The sequence below is a fragment of the Streptomyces sp. NPDC006372 genome (assembly GCF_040612515.1).
Classification (GTDB): Bacteria; Actinomycetota; Actinomycetes; order Streptomycetales; family Streptomycetaceae; genus Streptomyces.
The window spans coordinates 151509-170497 of sequence record NZ_JBEXQJ010000008.1 but is presented as its reverse complement, the minus strand read 5'-3'; the positions used below and the strand labels follow the sequence as shown (position 1 = coordinate 170497).

Below are 18989 nucleotides of genomic sequence, written 5' to 3'. Positions count from 1 at the left end.
GAACCATGACGACAGAGACGTTTGAGTTCCAGGTAGAGGCACGTCAGCTGCTGCAGCTGATGATCCACTCGGTCTACTCGAACAAGGATGTCTTCCTGCGGGAACTCGTCTCCAACGCCTCCGACGCGCTCGACAAGCTGCGCCTGGAGAAGCTGCGGGACGACTCGCTCGACGCCGACGTGTCGGACCTGCACATCCGGATCGACGTCGACAAGGACGCCCGCACCCTCACGGTGCGGGACAACGGCATCGGCATGTCGTACGACGAGGTCGGACAGCTCATCGGCACCATCGCCAACTCGGGCACGGCCACCTTCCTGAAGGAGCTGCGGGAGGCTCAGGAAGGGGGTGACGCCGAGGGGCTCATCGGCCAGTTCGGCGTCGGCTTCTACTCCGGCTTCATGGTGGCGGACGAGATGACGGTGGTGACCCGGCGGGCCGGCGAGAGCCAGGGCACCCGGTGGACGTCGCGCGGCGAGTCCACCTACACGCTGGACAGAGTCGACGACGCGCCGCAGGGCACGTCCGTGACACTCCACCTCAAGCCCGCGGACCCGGAGAACCAGCTCCACGACTACACCTCCCCGTGGAAGATCAGGGAGATCGTCAAGCGGTACTCGGACTTCATCACCTGGCCCATCCGGTCCGTCCCGGAGCCGGGGGGCGAGGGGGACGCCGCGCCCGAGCCCGAGACGCTGAACTCGATGAAGGCGCTGTGGGCGCGCTCGCGCGACGAGGTGTCCGACGACGAGTACCACGAGCTGTACAAGCACATCAGCCACGACTGGCGCGAGCCGCTGGAGACGATCCGGCTCCAGGCGGAGGGCACCTTCGAGTACCAGGCACTGCTGTTCGTCCCCTCGCACGCCCCGCACGACCTGTTCACCCGGGACTTCCGGCGCGGTGTCCAGCTGTACGTGAAGCGCGTCTTCATCATGGACGACTGCGAGGCGCTGCTGCCGCCGTACCTCCGCTTCGTCAAGGGCGTGGTCGACGCGCAGGACCTCTCGCTCAACGTCTCCCGCGAGATCCTCCAGCAGGACCGGCACATCCAGATGATGCAGCGCCGGCTGACGAAGAAGGTCCTGTCCACGGTCAAGGAGCTCAAGACCAAGGACGCCGACCGCTACGCGACGTTCTGGCGGGAGTTCGGCACCGCCCTGAAGGAGGGCCTGGTCACCGACTCCGAGAACCGGGACGCCATCCTCGCCGTCTCCTCGTTCGCGACCACGCACGCCGACGACGAGCCGACCACGCTGGCGCAGTACGTGGAGCGGATGAAGGACGGCCAGGACGACATCTACTACCTCACCGGCGAGTCCCGGCAGAGCATGGAGAACTCCCCGCACATGGAGGCGTTCCGGGACAAGGGCGTCGAGGTGCTGCTGCTCACCGACCCGGTCGACGAGGTGTGGGTCGACGCCGTCGGCGAGTACGAGGGCAGGAAGCTGCGCTCCGTCGCCAAGGGCGAGATCGACCTCGACGGCGAGGGCGACGAGAAGACCGGCGAGGAGCGGGAGAAGCAGGCCGAGGAGTACGCCGGGCTGCTCGGCTGGATGCGGGAGCAGCTGGACGAGGACATCAAGGAGGTGCGGCTCTCGGCCCGGCTCACCGTCTCCCCGGCCTGCGTCGTCGCGGACGCGCACGACCTGACCCCCGCCCTGGAGAACATGTACCGGGCGATGGGCCAGGAGGTGCCGCGTACGAAGCGGATCCTCGAGCTCAACCCCGACCACCTGCTGGTCAAGAGCCTGAACCAGGCGTACAAGGAGCGCGAGGACCGCTCGGGCCTCGTCGAGTCCGCCGAGCTGCTCCACACGCTGGCGGTGCTCGCCGAGGGCGGTCAGCCCAAGGACCCGGCCCGGTTCGTCAAGCTGGTGGCCGACCGCCTGGAGCGCACGCTGTAGGCAGGGGACGGATCAGCGGTGGTCCGGGGCGTCCGCTCCGCCGGCGCCGGGCGGGGTCGTGCCGGTGCGCGGGGGGACGACCTCGCCCTGGACCACCCGCGGCGCGGGGCCCGTCCCGGCCTCTTCGTCCTTCGCGGCGCGGGCCTCCGCCTTGAGTATGCGCGCCGACTTGCCGGCCGAGCGGGCCAGTTCGGGGAACTTCTTGATCCCGATGACGGCGATGACGACGATGAGAATGATCGCGAGCTCGCTCAGTCCGAACATGATGTCCTGTCCTTTCCCGCCCGGGCCGGGCACGGCGTGAGCGTATCGGGCCGGCCGCACGGCGTGCCCGCCGCCTCGGAATCCGGGGCCAGGTGCCGGCGCAGGTGGGGCAGCATGCCGTGATCGAGCAGGGCCTGCCGCCAGGCCAGCCGGGCCTGTTCCACCCGGCCGGGCGTCGGCACACCACGCCGGCCCAGGGCCGAGCACAGCAGCGCGCCCAGGGCCACAAGACCGCTCACGGCCGCCACGAGCGCCAGCGTCCAGCCGGCCGCCACGAGCGACCCCGGCAAGGGGCCCGGTGCGCCGGTGACCTGGAGCAGGAAGCCGAGAAGCAGCAGGGCCCCGGCGGAGGTGGCCGCCACGAGGGGGGTGAGCACCGCGAGGGCCGGCAGCAGGCTGCCCGAGTCGGCCGGACGCCGCGCGTCCCGCCGGGCGGCCGCCCGCACGATCAGATAGGTCCGGTAGGGCTCGCCGGCCACGGCTGTGATCTCGTCGGCGTGGGCGAGCGCCTGGGCCCGCAGGCGGGCGGACGCCCGGCCGGTCGGGTCGGCGCGCAGGGCGCCACGAATGTCCGCGCTGCTCAGCGCCAGGTGCAGTACCGCTTCGAAGTCCGCGCGGTCCTCGGGGTGGAGGCGGGACGGATCGGTCACATCGTCTCCCGGTCGGTTGCTGATACGCCCGCCGGGCCCCGTTGTGGTGGCCCGGCGGTGCGTTCGGTCCGTGTCAGACGTTGACACCGAAGTCGGACGCGATCCCGGCCAGCCCGGAGGCGTACCCCTGGCCGACGGCACGGAACTTCCACTCCGCGCCGTGCCGGTAGAGCTCGCCGAAGACCATCGCGGTCTCGCTGGAGGCGTCCTCGGACAGGTCGTAACGGGCGATCTCCTGGCCGCCCGCCTGGTTGACGACCCGGATGAAGGCGTTGCGGACCTGGCCGAAGCTCTGGCCGCGGTTCTCGGCGTCGTGGATGGACACCGGAAACACGATCTTGTCGATCTCGGTGGGCACGGCGGCCAGGTTCACCTTCACGACCTCGTCGTCGCCCTCGCCCTCGCCGGTGAGGTTGTCGCCGGTGTGCTCGACCGAACCGTCGGGGCTCTTCAGGTTGTTGTAGAAGACGAAGTGCTGGTCCGAGGGGACCTTGCCGGAGGCCTCGAGGAGCAGCGCGGAGGCGTCGAGGTCGTAGTCGGTGCCGGTGGTCGTGCGTACGTCCCAGCCCAGGCCGACCAGGACGGCGGTGAGGCCGGGCGCCTCCTTGCTGAGCGAGACGTTGCCGCCCTTGGACAGGGAAACTCCCACGGGGTTACTCCTTTTTGACGTGTGCGTTCCGGGTCCGGGTGGCGAACCCGGGATTAAATCTACAGCACTGTAGAAGATAAGAGGCCGGTCCCGCGGATCTATACGATGTCCGAACGGGTCGGACAGGACGGCGGAAGGGAGGCAGGGCGGTGACGGATCCCCAGCAGCGTCCCCGGCGGGGACAGGGCGAGCTGGAGGCGCTGGTGCTGTCGGCGCTGCGGGAGGCGGACGGTCCGGCGACGGCCGGCTGGGTGCAGGAACGCCTCGGCGGTGACCTCGCCTACACGACGGTCATCACCATCCTGACGCGGCTGCTCGGCAAGGGCGCGGTCACCCGGGAGCGGGCCGGCCGGTCCTTCGCCTGGACGTCCGCCTCGGACCAGGCGGGGCTGGCCGCGCACAAGATGCGCAAGGTCCTGGACGCGGAGAGCGACCGAGGGGCCGTGCTCGCCAGCTTCGTCACCGGCCTCGGGCCGGACGACGAGCGGTTGCTGCGCGACCTGCTCGACCAGGCCCACGGCGAGGGGGAAGGCTGAAGCCTCATGGGGGTCTTCGTCTTTCTCCCGCTGGTCCTGCCGCTCACGGCCTGGCCCGTCGCGCGCCTGGCCGAGCAGCACCTGCATCCGCGCACCGCGACCCGGCTGCTGACCGTGATGGCCGCGGTACTGGCGCTGTGCAGCACGGTGTGCCTGGGGCTGGTGATGGTCGTCGGCACCGCTCAACTGCCCGGCAACCCGCTGCCGGACGGCTGGTCCGACCCCGAGGTACGGGCGGCGGTGCCCTTCGACGAGGTCGTCGGCAAGGCCGCCATCCCCGCGCTGTGCGCGGTACTCGTCGCGTGCTGCCGGACCCTGTGGCGGCATGCCCGGGTACGCCGCCAGGCCCACCGGGCCCTGACCGGCCTGCCGGACACGGAGGTGGCCGTACTCCCCGACGACGCCCCGTACGCCTACGCGCTGCCGGGCGGCCGCCGGGGCGCCGGTGCGCCGCGTGGCGCTGCCGGCCGCCCGGCTCGCGGAACCGGGGGCCGTCGGCCCGCTGCCGCCGCCCGCGGTCGACGCGAGGGCCGTGTCGTGGTGACCACGGCCCTGCTGGACCGGCTCCGGCCGGCCGAGCGCCGGGCCCTGTTCGCCCACGAGCGGGCGCACCTCGCCGCCCGGCACGACCGCTTCCTGCTCACCGTGCAACTCGCCGCCCGGGCCAACCCGTTCCTGCGGCCACTGCACACCGCCGTGGTCTACACGGCCGAGCGGTGGGCCGACGAGGAGGCGGCCCGGGAGGTCGGCAGCCGCCGCACGGTGGCCCGTGCCATCGGCACGGCGGCCCTCGTCTCCCGGGGCGCCCCCGCGCCCGCCTTCGCGGGCCTCGCCGCCCCGGGGCCGGTGCCGCGCCGGGTGGCGGCCCTGCTCGGCCCGGCACCCGTCGTGCACCACTGGCCCCCGGTGTTCACCTCGGTCGGCCTGGCGGCGTGGGCCGCGGCCGCGGGAACGGCCGTGTCGGCGATGTCCTCCGCGAACTCGGCCGTCACGATGGTCCTCATCCTGCACGCGGCGACACCTCTGTGAGGCAGGGCGGGCCCACGAGCCGCGGCGGTGCTGCCCCCCCCGGGCGGCCCTGGCGGCCCCAAGGGAGGCGAACGGGTGTGGGCCCGGTTGAGTCTTCCGCAGGGCGGGTCCGCGCACAGCGGGGCGGTGTTGCCGTGAGCCGAGGCAGGCCGGAACGAGGCGAGGGCCGGCCAGTGCCCTGATCGTGTTGACCGCCCCCAGCAGGCAGTGCTGGAGTCGGCACGTGGACAGCATCCCCGCCAACCGGCGGCTCTGGAACCGGATCAGCAGCGCCTACCAGCACGAGCACGACCCGCAAATCGGCGCCACACCCCGGCTGTGGGGCATGTACTCCATCCCCGACGCGCACCTGCACGCCCTGGGCGACGTCACCGGCAAGCGCGTCCTCGAACTCGGCTGCGGCGCCGGCCAGTGGTCCAGGGCGCTCGCCGCCGAGGGCGCCACCGTGGTCGGGCTCGACCTGTCCGAAGCCCAACTCGCCGCAGCGAACCGCGCGATGGGAGCGGCCCGCTACCCGCTGGTGCAAGGCGCCGCCGAACAACTCCCCTTCGCCGCCGACAGCTTCGACCTGGTGTTCTGCGACTTCGGTGGGCTCAGCTGGGCGCCCCCGCACCTGGCCGTCCCCCAGGCCGCACGCGTCTTGCGCCGAGGCGGGCGCCTGGTGTTCAACGTCGCCAGCCCATGGTTCGAAGCTTGCTACGACGAAGCCGCCAGCCGCGTTACCACGACGCTGCAGAAGGACTACTTCGGGCTGAACACCATCGCCGAAGACGACGGCGCGACCAGCTATCAGCTCACCTACGGCGACTGGGTCAGGGTCCTGCGCGGAGCGGGTCTCATCATCGACGACCTCATCGAGCCACGGCCCGAACCCGGAACACCCAACGGCTACAACGAAACCGACCCACCCGACTGGGCACACCGCTGGCCGGCGGAACTGCTCTGGGTAACCCACAAACCGTAAGGTCCGCCGCGCCGAGACGTGAAGGCATCCCCGCGCCGGACACGCCCTTAGCGGCCCACCAAGGGGCCCAGTGTCGCGGCGGTGGGTGCGCATCGCAGGTAATTCTTGGCGTGGTGGAAGCCGAAACCCCCGTGCACGGTCGTGGTCAGGTCCAGGTCGACGCCGTCGAAAGAGCGGGCCAGCCGCGGCGGGATGGCGACCGGGTCCCCCGGATCGGCGATGTTGACCCAGCGGTGGACGCCGGGCGGACGGCTGCCGCGGGCGCTGACCGGCGGTGGAAGGAGCCGTTCGAAGACCGCTTTGGGCAGCGCGAGCGGGGAGCCGAGCGTCAGCAGCAGCGGGACTTGCAGTTCCGGATGCGCGTGCAGCGCCTCGTAGGCGACGAGGGTGCCGAGCGAATGGGCGACGACCACGTCAGGGCGGTGGCGCGCGACGTGTGTGGCGACCTCCTCGCGGGCCTCGGCGCGCCACGGCGCCTCCGCCGAGCACAGATATCGGGCTACTTCCCGGAAGAACACGCCTATGAACAACCGGGTGAGCCGGCCGTCCAGACTGTGCTTGCGGGCCACCCACGCGGCGGTCTGCCGCAAGGGCATCGTGAGCCCTCCCTGGACAACCGGTGCCGGCGCGCCCATGGCGTCCAGCCACTCCCTGAGCAACTGGTCGGCCAGCGGGTCGTCGAACCGGTCGTCGTCGCTCTGGACCGTACCGGGGCGACGCAGGAACGGCGCGTAGTAGGCGAACGCCACGGCGAACGCGTCGGTGCCGACTCCGACACCGGCGGCGAGGTACTCCGCCCACTCCGCGGCGTGCTGATCGGCCACGGCCTGCCGGGCTCGGCACCGGTCCAGGTAGCCGACCCCGTGTACCCCCACCACCCGCAGCGAAGGGGGACGGCTCATACGCTCCTCCAGTTTTCCAGGGTGATGACGATGACGTCCTGCCCTATCGCGAGCGCCACCGTGCCGTCGGGAGCTGCCGTGACCGAAGCGCACATGGCAGGCAGCGAGATCGTGGTGAGCGGTCGGCCGGAGGAGAGGTCGTGGACCCGTACGGTCCGGTCCTCCGCGGCGGTGATCGCGAGGAGAAGGCCGTCGAGCGTGACGGTCGTGACATCGGTCAGCGGCGCTGTGTGTCCGTCGAGCGTCCGCACGCAGTGCCCTGAGGACAGGTCCCACACGTAGGCGGTGTGGTTCCTGCACGCCGTCACCACCAGGTCCCGGCCCCCCAGCCGGGCGCCCGCGGCCGCGGACACCGCGCCTCTGCGCCCGTGCAGCACCTGGATAAGCCTGCCCGAGGCGACGTACCACACGTGGGAGGTTCCGGCCACGTCGCTGGTCACCGCGACCGCGTGGGTGCCGATGCGGGTCAGGACGACCGCGGTGATCGCGGCGCGGTGTCCGGTGTACTCGCAGAGTTTCTCCGCCGCCTCCAGGTCCGACACGTCCCAGATCACGGCGACGGGATGCGGACTGCCGGTTGTCACGGCGATGATCGGATGTCCGTCCAGCGTGCCGGTCGCTACTCCTGTCACCGCCGAGCCGCGGTCCGGGAGAACGGCCACGGCGGCACCGCTCGCGGTGTCCCAGATACGGGCGGTCCGGTCGGCGCTGCCCGTCACCGCCAAGAGCCGGTCTCCTGACCGGACGAGTGCGACTGCCGTCACGGCGGCGGTGTGCCCCCTCATCTGGGCCACCTGACGGTTCGTCCGGGCGTCCCAGACGCAGGAGGTATGGTCCTCGCCGGCCGTGACCACGACCGGTGGCTGGTCCCCCTGGGCCAGGGCGACGCTCGTGACCGTGTCGGTGTGGCCGGTGGCGGCGCGGACCGGGGACCGCGTGCCCAGGTCCCAGATCCGCACCGTGCGGTCCGAGTCGCCGCCGACGGTGACCGCCGTCAGCCGGCGCCCCACCCGCTGGACGGCGACGCCGGTCAGTGCGCCGCTGTGCCCGCGGAGCGTCGCGAACGCCTCGCCCGTCTCCACGTCCCAGACCCGCGCCGTAGTGTCCCAGGAACTAGTCACTGCGATGGCCCGGCCGTCGAAGTCGGTGAGGGCTGCGCCGGTGACCATGTTGCGGTGCCCGCGCAGCACGGCGATCTCGCTGCCACTGCGCGGGTCCCAGATACGCGCGGTCCGGTCCCACCCCGTGGTCAGGATGACCGGATCGCCGCGCAGCCGGTCGACCGCGACGCTGCTCAGCGCGCCGTTGTGGCCCCGCAGGGCGCCGAGTCGGTCGCCGGTCTCGGCGTCCCACACCCAGGCTGTGCCCCCGTTGTCCGCGGTCACCAGGATCGCCCGGCTGTCCAGTTCCGTGATCGCGACGTCCGTCACCCGCGTGCGTCCTTGGGCGATGACGGTGATTTGCTCGCCACCCATGGCGTCCCAGACGCGGACTGTGCCGTCGGCGCTCGCCGTGACGGCGAGGGGGCGTCCGGCGACGTCGGCGACGGCGGTCGCCGACAGCCGGTCGGTGTGGCCGATGAGTGTGGAGACCGCGAGGCCCGTCGTCAGATCCCATACTTTCGCGGTCTCGTCCCAGCTCGCCGTGACGGCGAGGGGGCGTCCGGCGACGTCGGCGACGGCGGTCGCCGACAGCCGGTCGGTGTGGCCGATGAGTGTGGAGACCGCGAGGCCCGTCGTCAGATCCCACACCTTCGCGGTCTCGTCCCAGCTCGCCGTGACGGCGGCCGGCCGGCCGTTCACCGAAGCCGAGGCCACCCCGGTCAACCGGCCAGACGCGTCGTGCAGGGTGTTCAGCAGTGCCAGGGCGACGTCTCGCCCTGTCGCCCACACCGGGGCCCAACCGGACGGGCGGGCCAACCGCTCGCCCATCGCCGGCTCTGCGTGGCGTGCCGCGTCCACGGCAAGGATCTGCCGCCGCTGGTACGCCGTGAGCGGGCGGTGCACCTCGTAAGAGGCCCGGTAGACCGCCGCGACCAGGCGCGTCCAGTCGCTGCGGGCACTGCCCAGGACGGCGTCGACGGAGGCCGGATCCCCGTGCGCCAGGAACTCCATGTCGTTCAGGAGCGAGTCGACTGAGTCGGATGCCAGTGCGTGACCGGCGGCGTGCCGTAACGCGTAGGGGTCGGCCGCCTCCCACACACGTCCGCCGTCGGGGCTGGCCGGCACCGAGTCCAACAGACTCCGCAACACCACGGCCGCTGCCTGGCTGCTGGTCGCCGCCGCCTGCGCCTGCTGTGGTCCGCCCTGCCGGGGGCGGGCGCGCAGATGCTCGGCGAGGCCCTCGTGGAACAGCCGGTACAGGGTGTTGCCGTCGGTCTCGACGGCCTGCCGGAGGAAGAAGCGTCCCGCGTCGAGTGCCTCGCGCACGTCCTCCAGCGGCGCCGGGCCGACGCCCGTGCCAAATGCGCCCGCGACGTGTGCGACGATCCGCTCCGGCATGCCCATGCCCTCCGCCCAGGCCAGCGCCGTCAGTACCGGACCGAGCCACGGATGGCTGCCGGGCCGACGCAGCTCCAGGTCCAGCAACCCGGGCAGGTCGCGGGGCACTTCACGGGCCAGCCGACGGGCGTCGTCGGTGTCGGTGACCACTGGGCTGTCGAGCATGTGGCGGACGTACATGCCCGCGACGAGGAACTCTCCCCACCCCAGAGGCTGTCGCCCGTCCGGCTGCCGGGCCGGCATCAACTCGTCCGCGAGGCTCTCGGCGAACGCCGCGCCGATGGCCGCTCCGTCCACCACCGCGTACGGCGTGTCGACGGCCAGCAGGTCTCCGATGTAGTGGCGGAGCGAGGCGCGCACGCCCTCGGAGTCGGCGGCATCGAGGTCGATCAGTCCCCCTGCCTTCTGGGCGGCTGCCAGCAGCGGTGCGAAGCCCGGCTCGCGACGGGCGCCGACCAGCAGCCGCACAACGGGCCGGCCGTCCGGGGTACGCGTGTTGAGCAGCGGCATCAGCAGGGCGAAGACGACGTCCGACGGCCGCTCCGCCTCGTCCAGCGCGTCGACGACCAGGGTGAAGGGGCGGGCGGCGCCGTCCTGCGCCAGCGCGAGCAACTGCTCCACGCCCCAGCCCTTGGCGGACCGGGAGACGTCACCTCCCATCTGGCGGGCCAGCGACTCGGCGATCTCGGTCAGACTGCGCCGCCTGGCGTGCACCACGGCAAGCCGGTCGTTCGCCGCGGGCGTGTGCCGCAACCGCCACCACAGGCCGGGGGCGCGGGCGCGCAGGCCCGGGTGTGCCGCGCACACCAGGACGCCGAGCAGTGCGGACTTGCCCACTCCGGGCTTGCCCGTCACCACACGGAGTGGACCGCCCCCGCCGTTGCACCAGGCGGACAGGTCCGCCAGCTCCGCCTCGCGTCCGTGGAAGTATCCGCGGCCCGGCACCTGGCTCAGCGCCTCGGAGCCTGCGGCACGCAGCAGGAAGTGACGGACGTCCAGGCCCTCGTCGAGGAGGGGGAAGGTCCCTTCGTCCAGACCCGCCATCTGCTCGCGGGGGCCGCGGCCGCCGTACAGCGGGTTGGGGAAGAACGGCAGGTGGTCCAACTGGTCCGCGAACGGTACCCGGCTGGTGGTCACCCGCTGGTCCATGCCGTCGGTCAGGTTCATCTCGGCGACGACGCGGCTGATCTCCCGGGCCACCGCCGGCAGCGGGATGAACCGCTGGGACGGGTCCACCCGCAGGGTCGCCTCCTGGTACCTGCGCAGCACCATGGCGATGGCGCGGCTGAGCCGGAAGTCGAATGCCGGCTCGTCGGGCCCGCTGGCCGCGATCACCCAGGCGCGGCGCTCGCCTGTCTCGAGCCGCTGGTGCCACGGCAGCACGGCGGACGTGCCGGAGTAGCAGAGGTCGAGGAGGAAGAGGGTGAGGGGGCGGTCCGCGCGCGGGTGGTCCTCGATCAGCGAGATCCACTGGTCCACCGCCTCATCCACGGCTTCGCCGTCCGGCCCGACGACGTACAGGCTGCCGCTGCCCGCGCGGGCGAGGAGACCGTGGGCCGCGATGTGCACCACGAGGATGTCCGCCCCCGACTTCACGGCCGCGCGCAGCCGCACCGGCAGTTCGGGGGCTTCGCCGTCCCCGCCGGACGGCAAGGCGCGGTAGCCGAACGCCGCGAGGGCCTCGGCCACGGCCGCCGAGTGCTCCGGCGCCTCGTCGAGCGGATCGAGTCCACCGTCCAGGGGCGGCGGGCCTTCATGTCGCACCGGATCCAACGGCACGCCGGCTGCCAGGACGACGCGTGTGCCGTCGGCGGCGTTGTTCCCCTCCCGCAGCCCCGTTTCCACCGCAGCAGAGTAGAACGCGGACCCGGCCCGGGTAACCGGAACGGGCGAATCGCCGCGCCGGGGAGCCGGACCTCGGGACTCCCACAGCGCAGCCGGGAGAGCGGCTCCGCCAACTCGATCACCAACGTCGGGCCAGACATGCCGGGAGCCTGCTCAGAGCACTGGCGAACGAGCGCGCGCCCGCCCCAACGCCCGGTCTCAGCCCTCCTCTTCCTCGTCGCCCTCGAAGAAGTCCCCCACCTCGTCGACGACTTCCCCCGCGACCATGCCGCCGACGACACCCATCGCGAGCCCGGCCGCGCCGGCGGCGACGGCGGTGCCCGTGCCGGGGCCCGAGCGGTGGCCGTCAGGGTGATGCCCGTCGTGGCCGTGACCCTGGCCGCCCTGGCCGCCCTGGCCGAACGCGGCGGGGGAGCCGTAGCCCGCCGGGAAGCCGTACGACGCCCGGTGCTCGACCAGTTGCCGGATCCAGCCTTCGACGATCGCGGGCCAGTCCTGGTGCTCGACGCCCTCGGGGGAGACGCTGAACCGGGTGAGGGCGTCGTGACCGGAGGAGAGGAAGCCGCCGCGCTTGTCCGCCTCCAGCACCACCTCCGTACCGCCCGGGTTCGCGAGGAACGTCAGCTCGATCTCGTTGACCTGCTGCGCGTACTGGGGCGAGGGGACGAGCTCGATCTCCTGGTAGAAGGGCAACCGCTGGCCGGTGCCGCCGATGCGGCCGTACTCGAGGTCCGCCGACCGGAAACCGAACCCGAGCCCGCCGAGGGCTTCGAGCACGGCCTCCTGCACCGGTAGCGGCGCCACGTTCAGCTGGTCCAGGTCGCCCTTGTCCTTCGCGCCCGCCACCGACAGCTCGGTGCGCACGCCGAGCACGATGCCCAGACCCTGGCCGTGCAGTTCGGTGACCGGCGTCTCCCACGGCAGGGTCACACTGAACGGCACATCGCGCTGCTCGCCCTCGGCCAGCCGGAAGCCCCCGCCGACGGTGAAGCGGTCGAAGGCGACGGCGCCCTCGCTCTCACCACCCTCGTGCTCGGCCTCGACCCGGGCCACCAGCTCCAGGGTGATGTGCTCGATCTCGAAGTCGGCGTTGCCGCCCTGCAGCCGGACCTGACCGGTGAGCTTGCCGCCGGGCCGGGCGGGAGCCGGGTCGAGGATCGTGTCGACCGTGGGGCCGCCCACACCGAGCGCGCCGAGCAGTCGTTTGAACACCATGGTGGCGTCCACTCCTTCATGTGCGTGTGCTGTCTTCTACAAGCATGTAGAAGCATAGGGGGTGCAGAAGGGTGGAGACCGCACGGGGCGCTCGCGCGCCAGGAGTTGGCCGAAATGCGAGCGGCACGCCCCGGTGGCCGGCGACCCCGTGTCTGCATCGCGGGGGTACACCGCGCTCTGGCTGCCCACTTCGCGCTGATGCCTCTTCGTGTTCATGTTGCTACGGTGCGTACGGCCCTGGGCGTGGTGGACCGGCACGAACGAAGGGATCCGGGCCGCCTACTGGTACGAGTGAGAGCCCCGCGACACGGCGGTGCCGCAGCCCGCCTCCTCGGCGGACTGCGGCACCCGGCGCGCTGACATCACGTCAGCAGTTGCGGACGGGGTTGGTCTCGCTGTAGATCGCGGTGTCCTTCATCCAGCCCAGCTTCCCGTTGTCGGCCACCGTCAGCAGCCAGCGGGTCGGATGGGGGCCACCCACCCAGGCCTGGCCGTCCAGCTTGCAGTAGAACCAGCTGGGGTTGGAGTACATGTAACCGACCACCGTCGTCGGGTCCGGGTAGATGTGGTTGTTGCCTATGGAGCCGTACACCGGTGCACCGGACACGTTGCGGCACCAGGAGCGGATGCCGTCCCCGTCCGCCCAGCAGTTGTCCGCGGCGGACGCGCCGGGTGCCATCGCGACGCCCAGGCCGGTCGCCAGAACCGTCGCCGCCAGGATCGAACCGAGCTTCCTGCGCATGGAACTCCCCCTTGTCGTGGCCCGGGTCGGGCCGTCGCCAAGGCCGCCTGTCGTGCGGCAGCCATGACAACAGACGGTGCGTCCTGGTGCCGTGGTTGCGGAGGAGCACATCCCACTCCTCCGCAACCGTCCACGGTCACCCCACGGCTCAGCCCACGACCCGGCCCAGCTCGATCCGGTCGATGTTCGGCGCCCAGGCGCTCGCGTTGCCGAACGTCACCTTGTTCGCGCCCTTCGCCAGGTCGACCGGGACGCCGACGGTCCAGTAGTCGTCCCAGCTCCAGGTGTTCTTGAAGGTGATCTTCTGCGGAGCCGCCTTGCCGACGGTGACGTCCGCCGTACGGGACATGATGTCCGTGTTGTAGGCGTGGCCGTTGTCCCGGCGGTCGTTGTGGGCGTAGTGGACGACCAGCAGGTAGCGCCCGGACCTCGGCGCGTCCACCGTGAACCCGGCCGTGCTGGCGGCACTGTTGCCGAGCCGGCCGATGTACGAGCCGGCGGAGGCGTGCGGGGAGTCCACGAGCTCGGCACCGCCCGCGAGTTCGGCCGAGGCGCCCTCGTAGGAGAGGGTGCCGGCGGCCGAGCCCTCGCCGGAGACGTCCAGGGAGCGGACGGCGGCGTGGCCCGATGTCATCGCGATCCGGTTGTTGCCCGCGACCAGATAGAGCCGCAGCGGCCGCCCGGGCGCCGCTGTGACCGTCTGCCCGTGCAGCGACAGCTTCACCGCCGCCGAGGTCCTCGGCACCACCGTGAAGTAGCCGTCGCGCGGGGCGTAGACGTCGAACACCGCCTTGTCACCGGAACGCAGGACCAGGGCACCCGTGCCCACCCCGGCCGACGACGAGTAGTCGTACGACGGCTTGCCGCTGATGTCCGCCAGCGTGGCCTCGTACGACGCGGCGGGCGGGCCCGTGCGCGCGGTCAGATCGATACGGTCGAGCGTCACCTCGGCGTCGCCCTTGGCCAGGACCACCTGGTGCGTCCCGGCCTTCAGCTGGACGGTGACGTCTTTCTTGGCGCGGTACGTCCAGTTCTCGGTGGAGGGGTAGGTGACCGCCACCGGGTCGCCGCCGTCGACGATCAGCTTCTGCGTGGCGGGGCCGCCGGACTGGTTGCCGTACAGGACCGCCAGGTCGTACGCGCCGTCCTTCGGCACCGACACCGTGAACGCGACCTTGCTGCCGGGCTGGTTGAGGGAACCGACGTCCTGGGTGCCGGAGGCTGCGTAGCCGTTGGCGTTCTGGACCGTGCCCTGGGTGTAGACCTTGCCGTCCGTGATGGCCGCGTTCTCGGCCTCGTACGACGCCGACCAGGGGACGGAGGCCGCGGCCGGGGTGCCCGAGCCGCCGGGGGTGAGGACGACCCGGTACGCCGACATCTTGTGCAGGCCGCGCAGCGGGACGGTCACCGAACCGTCGTCCGCCACCTTCACCTTGGTGCGCGCGAGGACCTGAGGCGCCGCGTGCTGCCCCTCGTACCCGGACCAGGCCGCCTCGGCGACGGTCGCGGTGACCGTGCGGCCGAAAACGGACCGGGGCACGTTCCGCACGACCACGTCCGAGTCACCGGCGGAGCCGCCGAGCAGCACCTGCGCCTGGCGGCGCGAGGTGTCGAGGGAGGCGACTCCCTGCAGGGTGTCGACGGTGTTCGGCTGCGGCGGCGTCACCTTCATGGTGTCGCCGGTCAGGCCCGCGTACCAGCGGAACAGCCACCAGCCGCCGTTGGGGATGTTGGACCGCACCACCTGGCCGCTGAGATTGCCGGCGGCGTCCCAGTACGCCATGTTGGCGTACACCTTGTTGCGCTCGAACATGGACACCCACTGCACGAGCTGGCCGGGCACGGACAGGTCGCGGCGGTTGGCGTACTCGTCGATATTGATTTTCAGCGGGGCGATGCCCGCCTCGCGCTCCAGCTTGCGGTAGTCGTCGTAGTGCGCCTGGAAGTCGCGCAGGGAACCGGAGCCCAGCTCGTGCCAGGTCATCACCTGCGGCAGCACGTCCTCCCGCTTGGCGAAGGCGAGGAAGTCCTTCAGCAGGCGCGTGTGGTACGCCGCTTCGTTCGGTCCGGCGATCCGCGCGTCCGGGTCGATCGCCCGGATCCGCTGGTACACCGTCTTCCAGTCCTTGAAGAACCGGTCGCGGTTCTTCTCGTACTGGGTCTGGTCCTCGACGCCGAGCTTGTACCAGATCTGGTCGGGCTCGTTGAACGGGATGAAGACGAAGCGGTCGCTGTTCGGGTCGGCCGAGACCTCCTTGACGATCTTGTCGACCTTGGGGAGGTAGTCGTCGATGCCGAGGTCCTCGTACGGCCACTTGGCGTAGATGTCCTGCATCATCACGTTGATCTCGCCGCCGCCGCTGCGGAAGAACGACTTGGAGACGGTGAGCGCGTCGCCGTTGGGGTGCTGGGCGCCGCCCTCCGGCTTCTGCGAGATGCTGGTGATCTTCAGGGGCTCCATCGCGGCGTCACTGGGCACCCCGTCGTCGCTGAGCCCGTACAGGGAGCCGTTGGCGCCCAGCATCACCGGGCCCTCGGAGGATTTGAGGTCGACGGTGAGGCGTTGCGGGCCGGCCGCGGCCGCGGGGCCGGCCGCGGGAAGGGTGCCTGCCATGGCGGCTGCTCCAAGTAGTGCTGTGATCAGGGCGGTTCTTGTTCGGGATCTGGGGCGGGCGGGGGTGATCACGCTGCTGGACCTCCAGTCACTTGACGGCTCCACTGGTGATTCCGGACACGATCTTTCGCTGGCCGACGAGGAACACGGCGACCATGGGCAGGCTCATCACCACGACGTACGCGAAGACGAGATGCCAGTTGTTCAGGTAGAGCTGGGCGCTGGCGACCTGGTAGAGGTTGAGCGGCAGGGTCGCCCGGTCTCCGCCGCCGAGGACGAAGAACGCGTAGAAGACGTCGCTCCAGGCGTAGAGCATCACCATGATCGTCGCGGTGGCGATCACCGGCCGGAGCAGTGGCAGGACGATCCGCCAGAAGATCCGGGCCGGCGTCGCCCCGTCCATCCGGGCCGCCTCCTCCAGCTCCATGGGGATGGCACGGATGAAGCCGGTCATGAAGAAGATCGACGTCGACAGGTACATCCCGGTGTAGACCGCGATCATGCCGGGCCGGGTGTTCGCCAGGCCGAGCTGCCGCAGCTCCATCACGATGGTGATGACCGCGGGCGGCAGCAGCAGTCCGCTGATGCACAGCGCGTACGCCGCCGAGACCAGCTTCGACTTCCGCCGCGCGAAGACCCAGGCCGCACCCGCGCCCAGGATCAGCACCAGGACCACCGAAGGCACCACGACGAGCAGCGAGTTGAAGAACCCGCGCAGCATCTCGCCCTCGCTGACGGCGTCCGCGTAGTTCGTCGCGGGCTGCCAGTGCCGGGGCAGGTCCAGGTTCGGCCTGATGGCCTCCGCCTGCGGCTTGGCCGAGGTGACGGCGACCAGCCAGAGCGGCACACCGACCGCCAGGGCCGCCAGCAGGACGACGAGCGAAGGGCGGCCGTACCGCCACACCGCGGTCACAGCGTCTGCTCCCTTCGCCGGAGCCCCACGACCAGCGGGATCGCCACCGCGACCACCACCAGGAACAGCACGAGGCTCATCGCGGAGGCCTGGGCGTACAGGCCCTGGCCGAAGATCCGGAACATGTAGATGTTGAAGACCTCGGTGGAGGCCGCGGGGCCGCCGCCGGTCGTGGCCTGCACGATGTCGAAGGTGTTCATCGAACCGATCAGCGCCGTGGTGACGTTGAAGGTGACGGCCGGCGCCAGCATCGGCCAGCGCACCGACCAGAACGTCCGCCAGGGCCCCGCACCGTCCATCCGGGCGGCCTCGAGCATGTCCGACGGGATGCCCTTCAGCCCCGCCAGATAGATCAGCATGGCCAGGCCCATCCACTTCCAGCCGTGGATGAGGGTGACGATCACCAGCGTCCAGGTCGTCGAGCCCAGCCACGGAACGTCCGTACCGAGGATGGAGTTGAGGGCTCCGTCCTGGTCGAGCAGCGCCTGGAAGACGTAACCGGTCGCGAGTGCCGAGATCAGCACCGGCAGGAAGAACACCGCGCGGAAGAACCGGTTGAAGCGGCTGTCGTCCTCCAGCAGCAGCGCCAGCACGAGTCCGAAGCCGTTCTGGAAGAGCGCCGCCAGCAGCGCGTACACCAGCGTCGTGCGGATCGCGCGCAGCAGCGAGCCGTCCTCGGCGATCGTCTTGAAGTTGTCCAGGCCCGTGAAGGCGATGTCCGCGTGGTACGAGGACCAGTCGGTGAACGGGTAGTAGAAGTTGAGCAGGTTCGGCACCAGGAAGAAGGCCGCGAAGACCACGATCGCCGGCAGCGCGAACCACCAGGGGTGGTGCACGGCGGCGCGCGGAAGCCGTCCCACGCCCTTCGGTGTGCCCTGTGCAGCAGGCTGCTTACGCGTACGTACGACCGTGTCCGCCATGGTCAGAACCCGGGTGCGCCCTGGGCCTTGGCCACCTGGGCGAACTGGTCCTGGATCGCCTGCGCGACCTGCTGCGGGCTCTTCTTGCCGAAGATCATGTCGGCCAGGTAGAGGTGCGTGTCGGGGGCGACGATCGCCTTGGCCTGGAACACGCCGATGGCCTTCGGCAGGGCCGCCACCTGGTCCTTGGACGTCTCGGGCAGCCCGTCGGGGGTGGGCACGGACGGCTGCACGGACGGGATCTTCATCGCCTTGATGTAGTCGGCGTAGTCCGGTCCCAGCCAGAAGGCGAGGAACTGCCGGGCCGCGTTCTGCCGCTTCTCGTCACCGGTCTTGAAGGCGACCACACCGTTGGTCTGGTCGGGCGAGTACAGGCCGGTCGCCGAGGAGTTGGCGACGGGGAACCAGCCGATCTTCTTGTCGATCTCGGCGGTGGAGTACTTGGCCTGCAACTGGCTCTGGAAGGAGGTGACGTTGAGGACCATGCCGGCCTCGCCCTTCCACAGCGCGTCGGCCTGCCCGGTGAAGGTGCCCGTGCGGTAGTTCTTCTGGGCCAGCCCGGCGTCGAGCAGCTTGTCCTTGTACTTCTTGATCGCGCCGACGACGACCGGGTCGGTCCACTTCTTCTTGTTCCGGTTCAGATCGGCCCACCACTGCCGGTCGAGGTCGGTGAGCTGGATCTGCATCTGCCACTGCAGGGGCCACTTGTCGCCGCCGGCCTCGTAGAAGGCGGCCGCGTCGGTCTTGTCGACGACCTTGTGGCCGAGGGCGAGCAGTTCGTCGTAGGACTTGGGGAAGTCCTTCTCGGTCAGTCCCGCCTTCTTGAAGACGTCCTTGTTGTAGTAGACGCCGAGCATGGCGGGGCTGGTGACGATGGCCGCGTAGCGCTTGCCGTCGATGACGCCGAGGGTCCGCTCGGTGTCGCCGAGCTTGGCCTCCCACGGTTCCCCGTCCAGGGTGAGCAGGTTCTGCTTCGGCTGGACGAACGGCAGGGTGGAGACGGACGGCTGCCAGAACATCAGGTCCGGGCGGTCGCCGGAGGCGAGCTTGGTCGGCACGTTCTGCTCGTAGAGGTCCGGGATCGCCTGGGTGTCGACCTCGGCGCCGGTGGCCTTCTCGAAGGCGTCGATGACCTGCTTGGGCGCGTTGACCGTGTTCTGCGCGGTCCACATGGTCAGCTTCACGCCGTCCAGCCGGGCGGTCGGGTCGACCGCCGTCCGCTTGGCGTCCGAACCGCCCGAACCGGAGTCCCCGGCGGTCGGGTCGCTGCACGCGGTGGCCGCCAGTCCGGCGGCACATATCAGCGCCAGGGCGGGGAGAGCTCTTCTCTTCATCTCG

General features: G+C 71.0%; 15 protein-coding genes. 4 read left to right on the top strand and 11 right to left on the bottom strand.

Features of this window, described 5'->3' with window-relative positions; all coding sequences use genetic code 11:
- Positions 1–5: 5 nt before the first annotated feature.
- On the top strand, positions 6–1907 hold the full coding sequence (htpG, locus tag ABZ016_RS16065; RefSeq protein WP_356917224.1) for a molecular chaperone HtpG: 1902 nt from the start codon (positions 6–8) through the stop codon (positions 1905–1907).
- 12 nt (positions 1908–1919) lie between these two features.
- Here the strand turns inward: htpG and ABZ016_RS16060 are convergent, their stop codons facing one another.
- The 3 genes from ABZ016_RS16060 to ABZ016_RS16050 all read right to left on the bottom strand — a co-directional run bounded on the left by ABZ016_RS16060 (position 1920) and on the right by ABZ016_RS16050 (position 3470).
- The gene (locus ABZ016_RS16060) at positions 1920–2171 is read right to left on the bottom strand and encodes a twin-arginine translocase TatA/TatE family subunit (RefSeq protein WP_356917223.1); all 252 of its coding nucleotides are present in this window, start codon (positions 2169–2171) and stop codon (positions 1920–1922) included.
- Entirely contained in the window at positions 2159–2821 is a 663-nt protein-coding gene (locus ABZ016_RS16055) for a hypothetical protein (RefSeq protein ID WP_356917222.1), read from the bottom strand. The genes ABZ016_RS16060 and ABZ016_RS16055 overlap by 13 nt, the downstream gene beginning before the upstream one ends.
- Before the next feature lie 73 nt (positions 2822–2894).
- Entirely contained in the window at positions 2895–3470 is a 576-nt protein-coding gene (locus ABZ016_RS16050) for a TerD family protein (protein ID WP_356917221.1), read from the bottom strand.
- A 149-nt stretch (positions 3471–3619) separates the two neighbouring features.
- On the opposite strand from ABZ016_RS16050, the gene ABZ016_RS16045 reads away from it, so the two are divergent.
- The 3 genes from ABZ016_RS16045 (at position 3620) to ABZ016_RS16035 (ending at position 5999) form a co-directional block, all read left to right on the top strand.
- Positions 3620–4006, top strand: a complete 387-nt coding sequence (locus ABZ016_RS16045; RefSeq protein WP_356917220.1) for a BlaI/MecI/CopY family transcriptional regulator — start codon at positions 3620–3622, stop codon at positions 4004–4006.
- Positions 4007–4012: 6 nt separating this feature from the next.
- Entirely contained in the window at positions 4013–5035 is a 1023-nt protein-coding gene (locus tag ABZ016_RS16040; protein ID WP_356917219.1) for a M56 family metallopeptidase, read from the top strand.
- 223 nt (positions 5036–5258) lie between these two features.
- On the top strand, positions 5259–5999 hold the full coding sequence (locus tag ABZ016_RS16035) for a class I SAM-dependent methyltransferase (protein ID WP_356917218.1): 741 nt from the start codon (positions 5259–5261) through the stop codon (positions 5997–5999).
- Positions 6000–6046: 47 nt separating this feature from the next.
- Here the strand turns inward: ABZ016_RS16035 and ABZ016_RS16030 are convergent, their stop codons facing one another.
- The 8 genes from ABZ016_RS16030 to ABZ016_RS15995 all read right to left on the bottom strand — a co-directional run bounded on the left by ABZ016_RS16030 (position 6047) and on the right by ABZ016_RS15995 (position 18985).
- Positions 6047–6901: a serine peptidase gene (locus ABZ016_RS16030; RefSeq protein WP_356917217.1), complete on the bottom strand. Its 855-nt coding sequence runs from the start codon at positions 6899–6901 to the stop codon at positions 6047–6049.
- The gene (locus tag ABZ016_RS16025) at positions 6898–11247 is read right to left on the bottom strand and encodes a hypothetical protein (RefSeq protein WP_356917216.1); all 4350 of its coding nucleotides are present in this window, start codon (positions 11245–11247) and stop codon (positions 6898–6900) included. Before ABZ016_RS16025 ends, ABZ016_RS16030 begins: the two co-directional genes overlap by 4 nt.
- Positions 11248–11445: 198 nt before the next feature.
- A complete protein-coding gene (locus tag ABZ016_RS16020; protein WP_356917215.1) occupies positions 11446–12462 on the bottom strand; it encodes a sporulation protein in 1017 nt (338 codons plus the stop codon).
- Between the two features lie 367 nt (positions 12463–12829).
- Entirely contained in the window at positions 12830–13204 is a 375-nt protein-coding gene (locus ABZ016_RS16015) for a hypothetical protein (RefSeq protein ID WP_356917214.1), read from the bottom strand.
- Between the two features lie 148 nt (positions 13205–13352).
- A complete protein-coding gene (locus tag ABZ016_RS16010; RefSeq protein WP_356917213.1) occupies positions 13353–15818 on the bottom strand; it encodes a CBM35 domain-containing protein in 2466 nt (821 codons plus the stop codon).
- A gap of 88 nt (positions 15819–15906) precedes the next feature.
- A complete protein-coding gene (locus tag ABZ016_RS16005) occupies positions 15907–16731 on the bottom strand; it encodes a carbohydrate ABC transporter permease (protein ID WP_356917212.1) in 825 nt (274 codons plus the stop codon).
- The gene (locus ABZ016_RS16000) at positions 16728–17651 is read right to left on the bottom strand and encodes a sugar ABC transporter permease (RefSeq protein WP_356917211.1); all 924 of its coding nucleotides are present in this window, start codon (positions 17649–17651) and stop codon (positions 16728–16730) included. The genes ABZ016_RS16005 and ABZ016_RS16000 overlap by 4 nt, the downstream gene beginning before the upstream one ends.
- Before the next feature lie 2 nt (positions 17652–17653).
- Complete coding sequence (locus ABZ016_RS15995) at positions 17654–18985, bottom strand: ABC transporter substrate-binding protein (RefSeq protein ID WP_356917210.1); 1332 nt, start codon at positions 18983–18985, stop codon at positions 17654–17656.
- Positions 18986–18989: the final 4 nt, after the last annotated feature.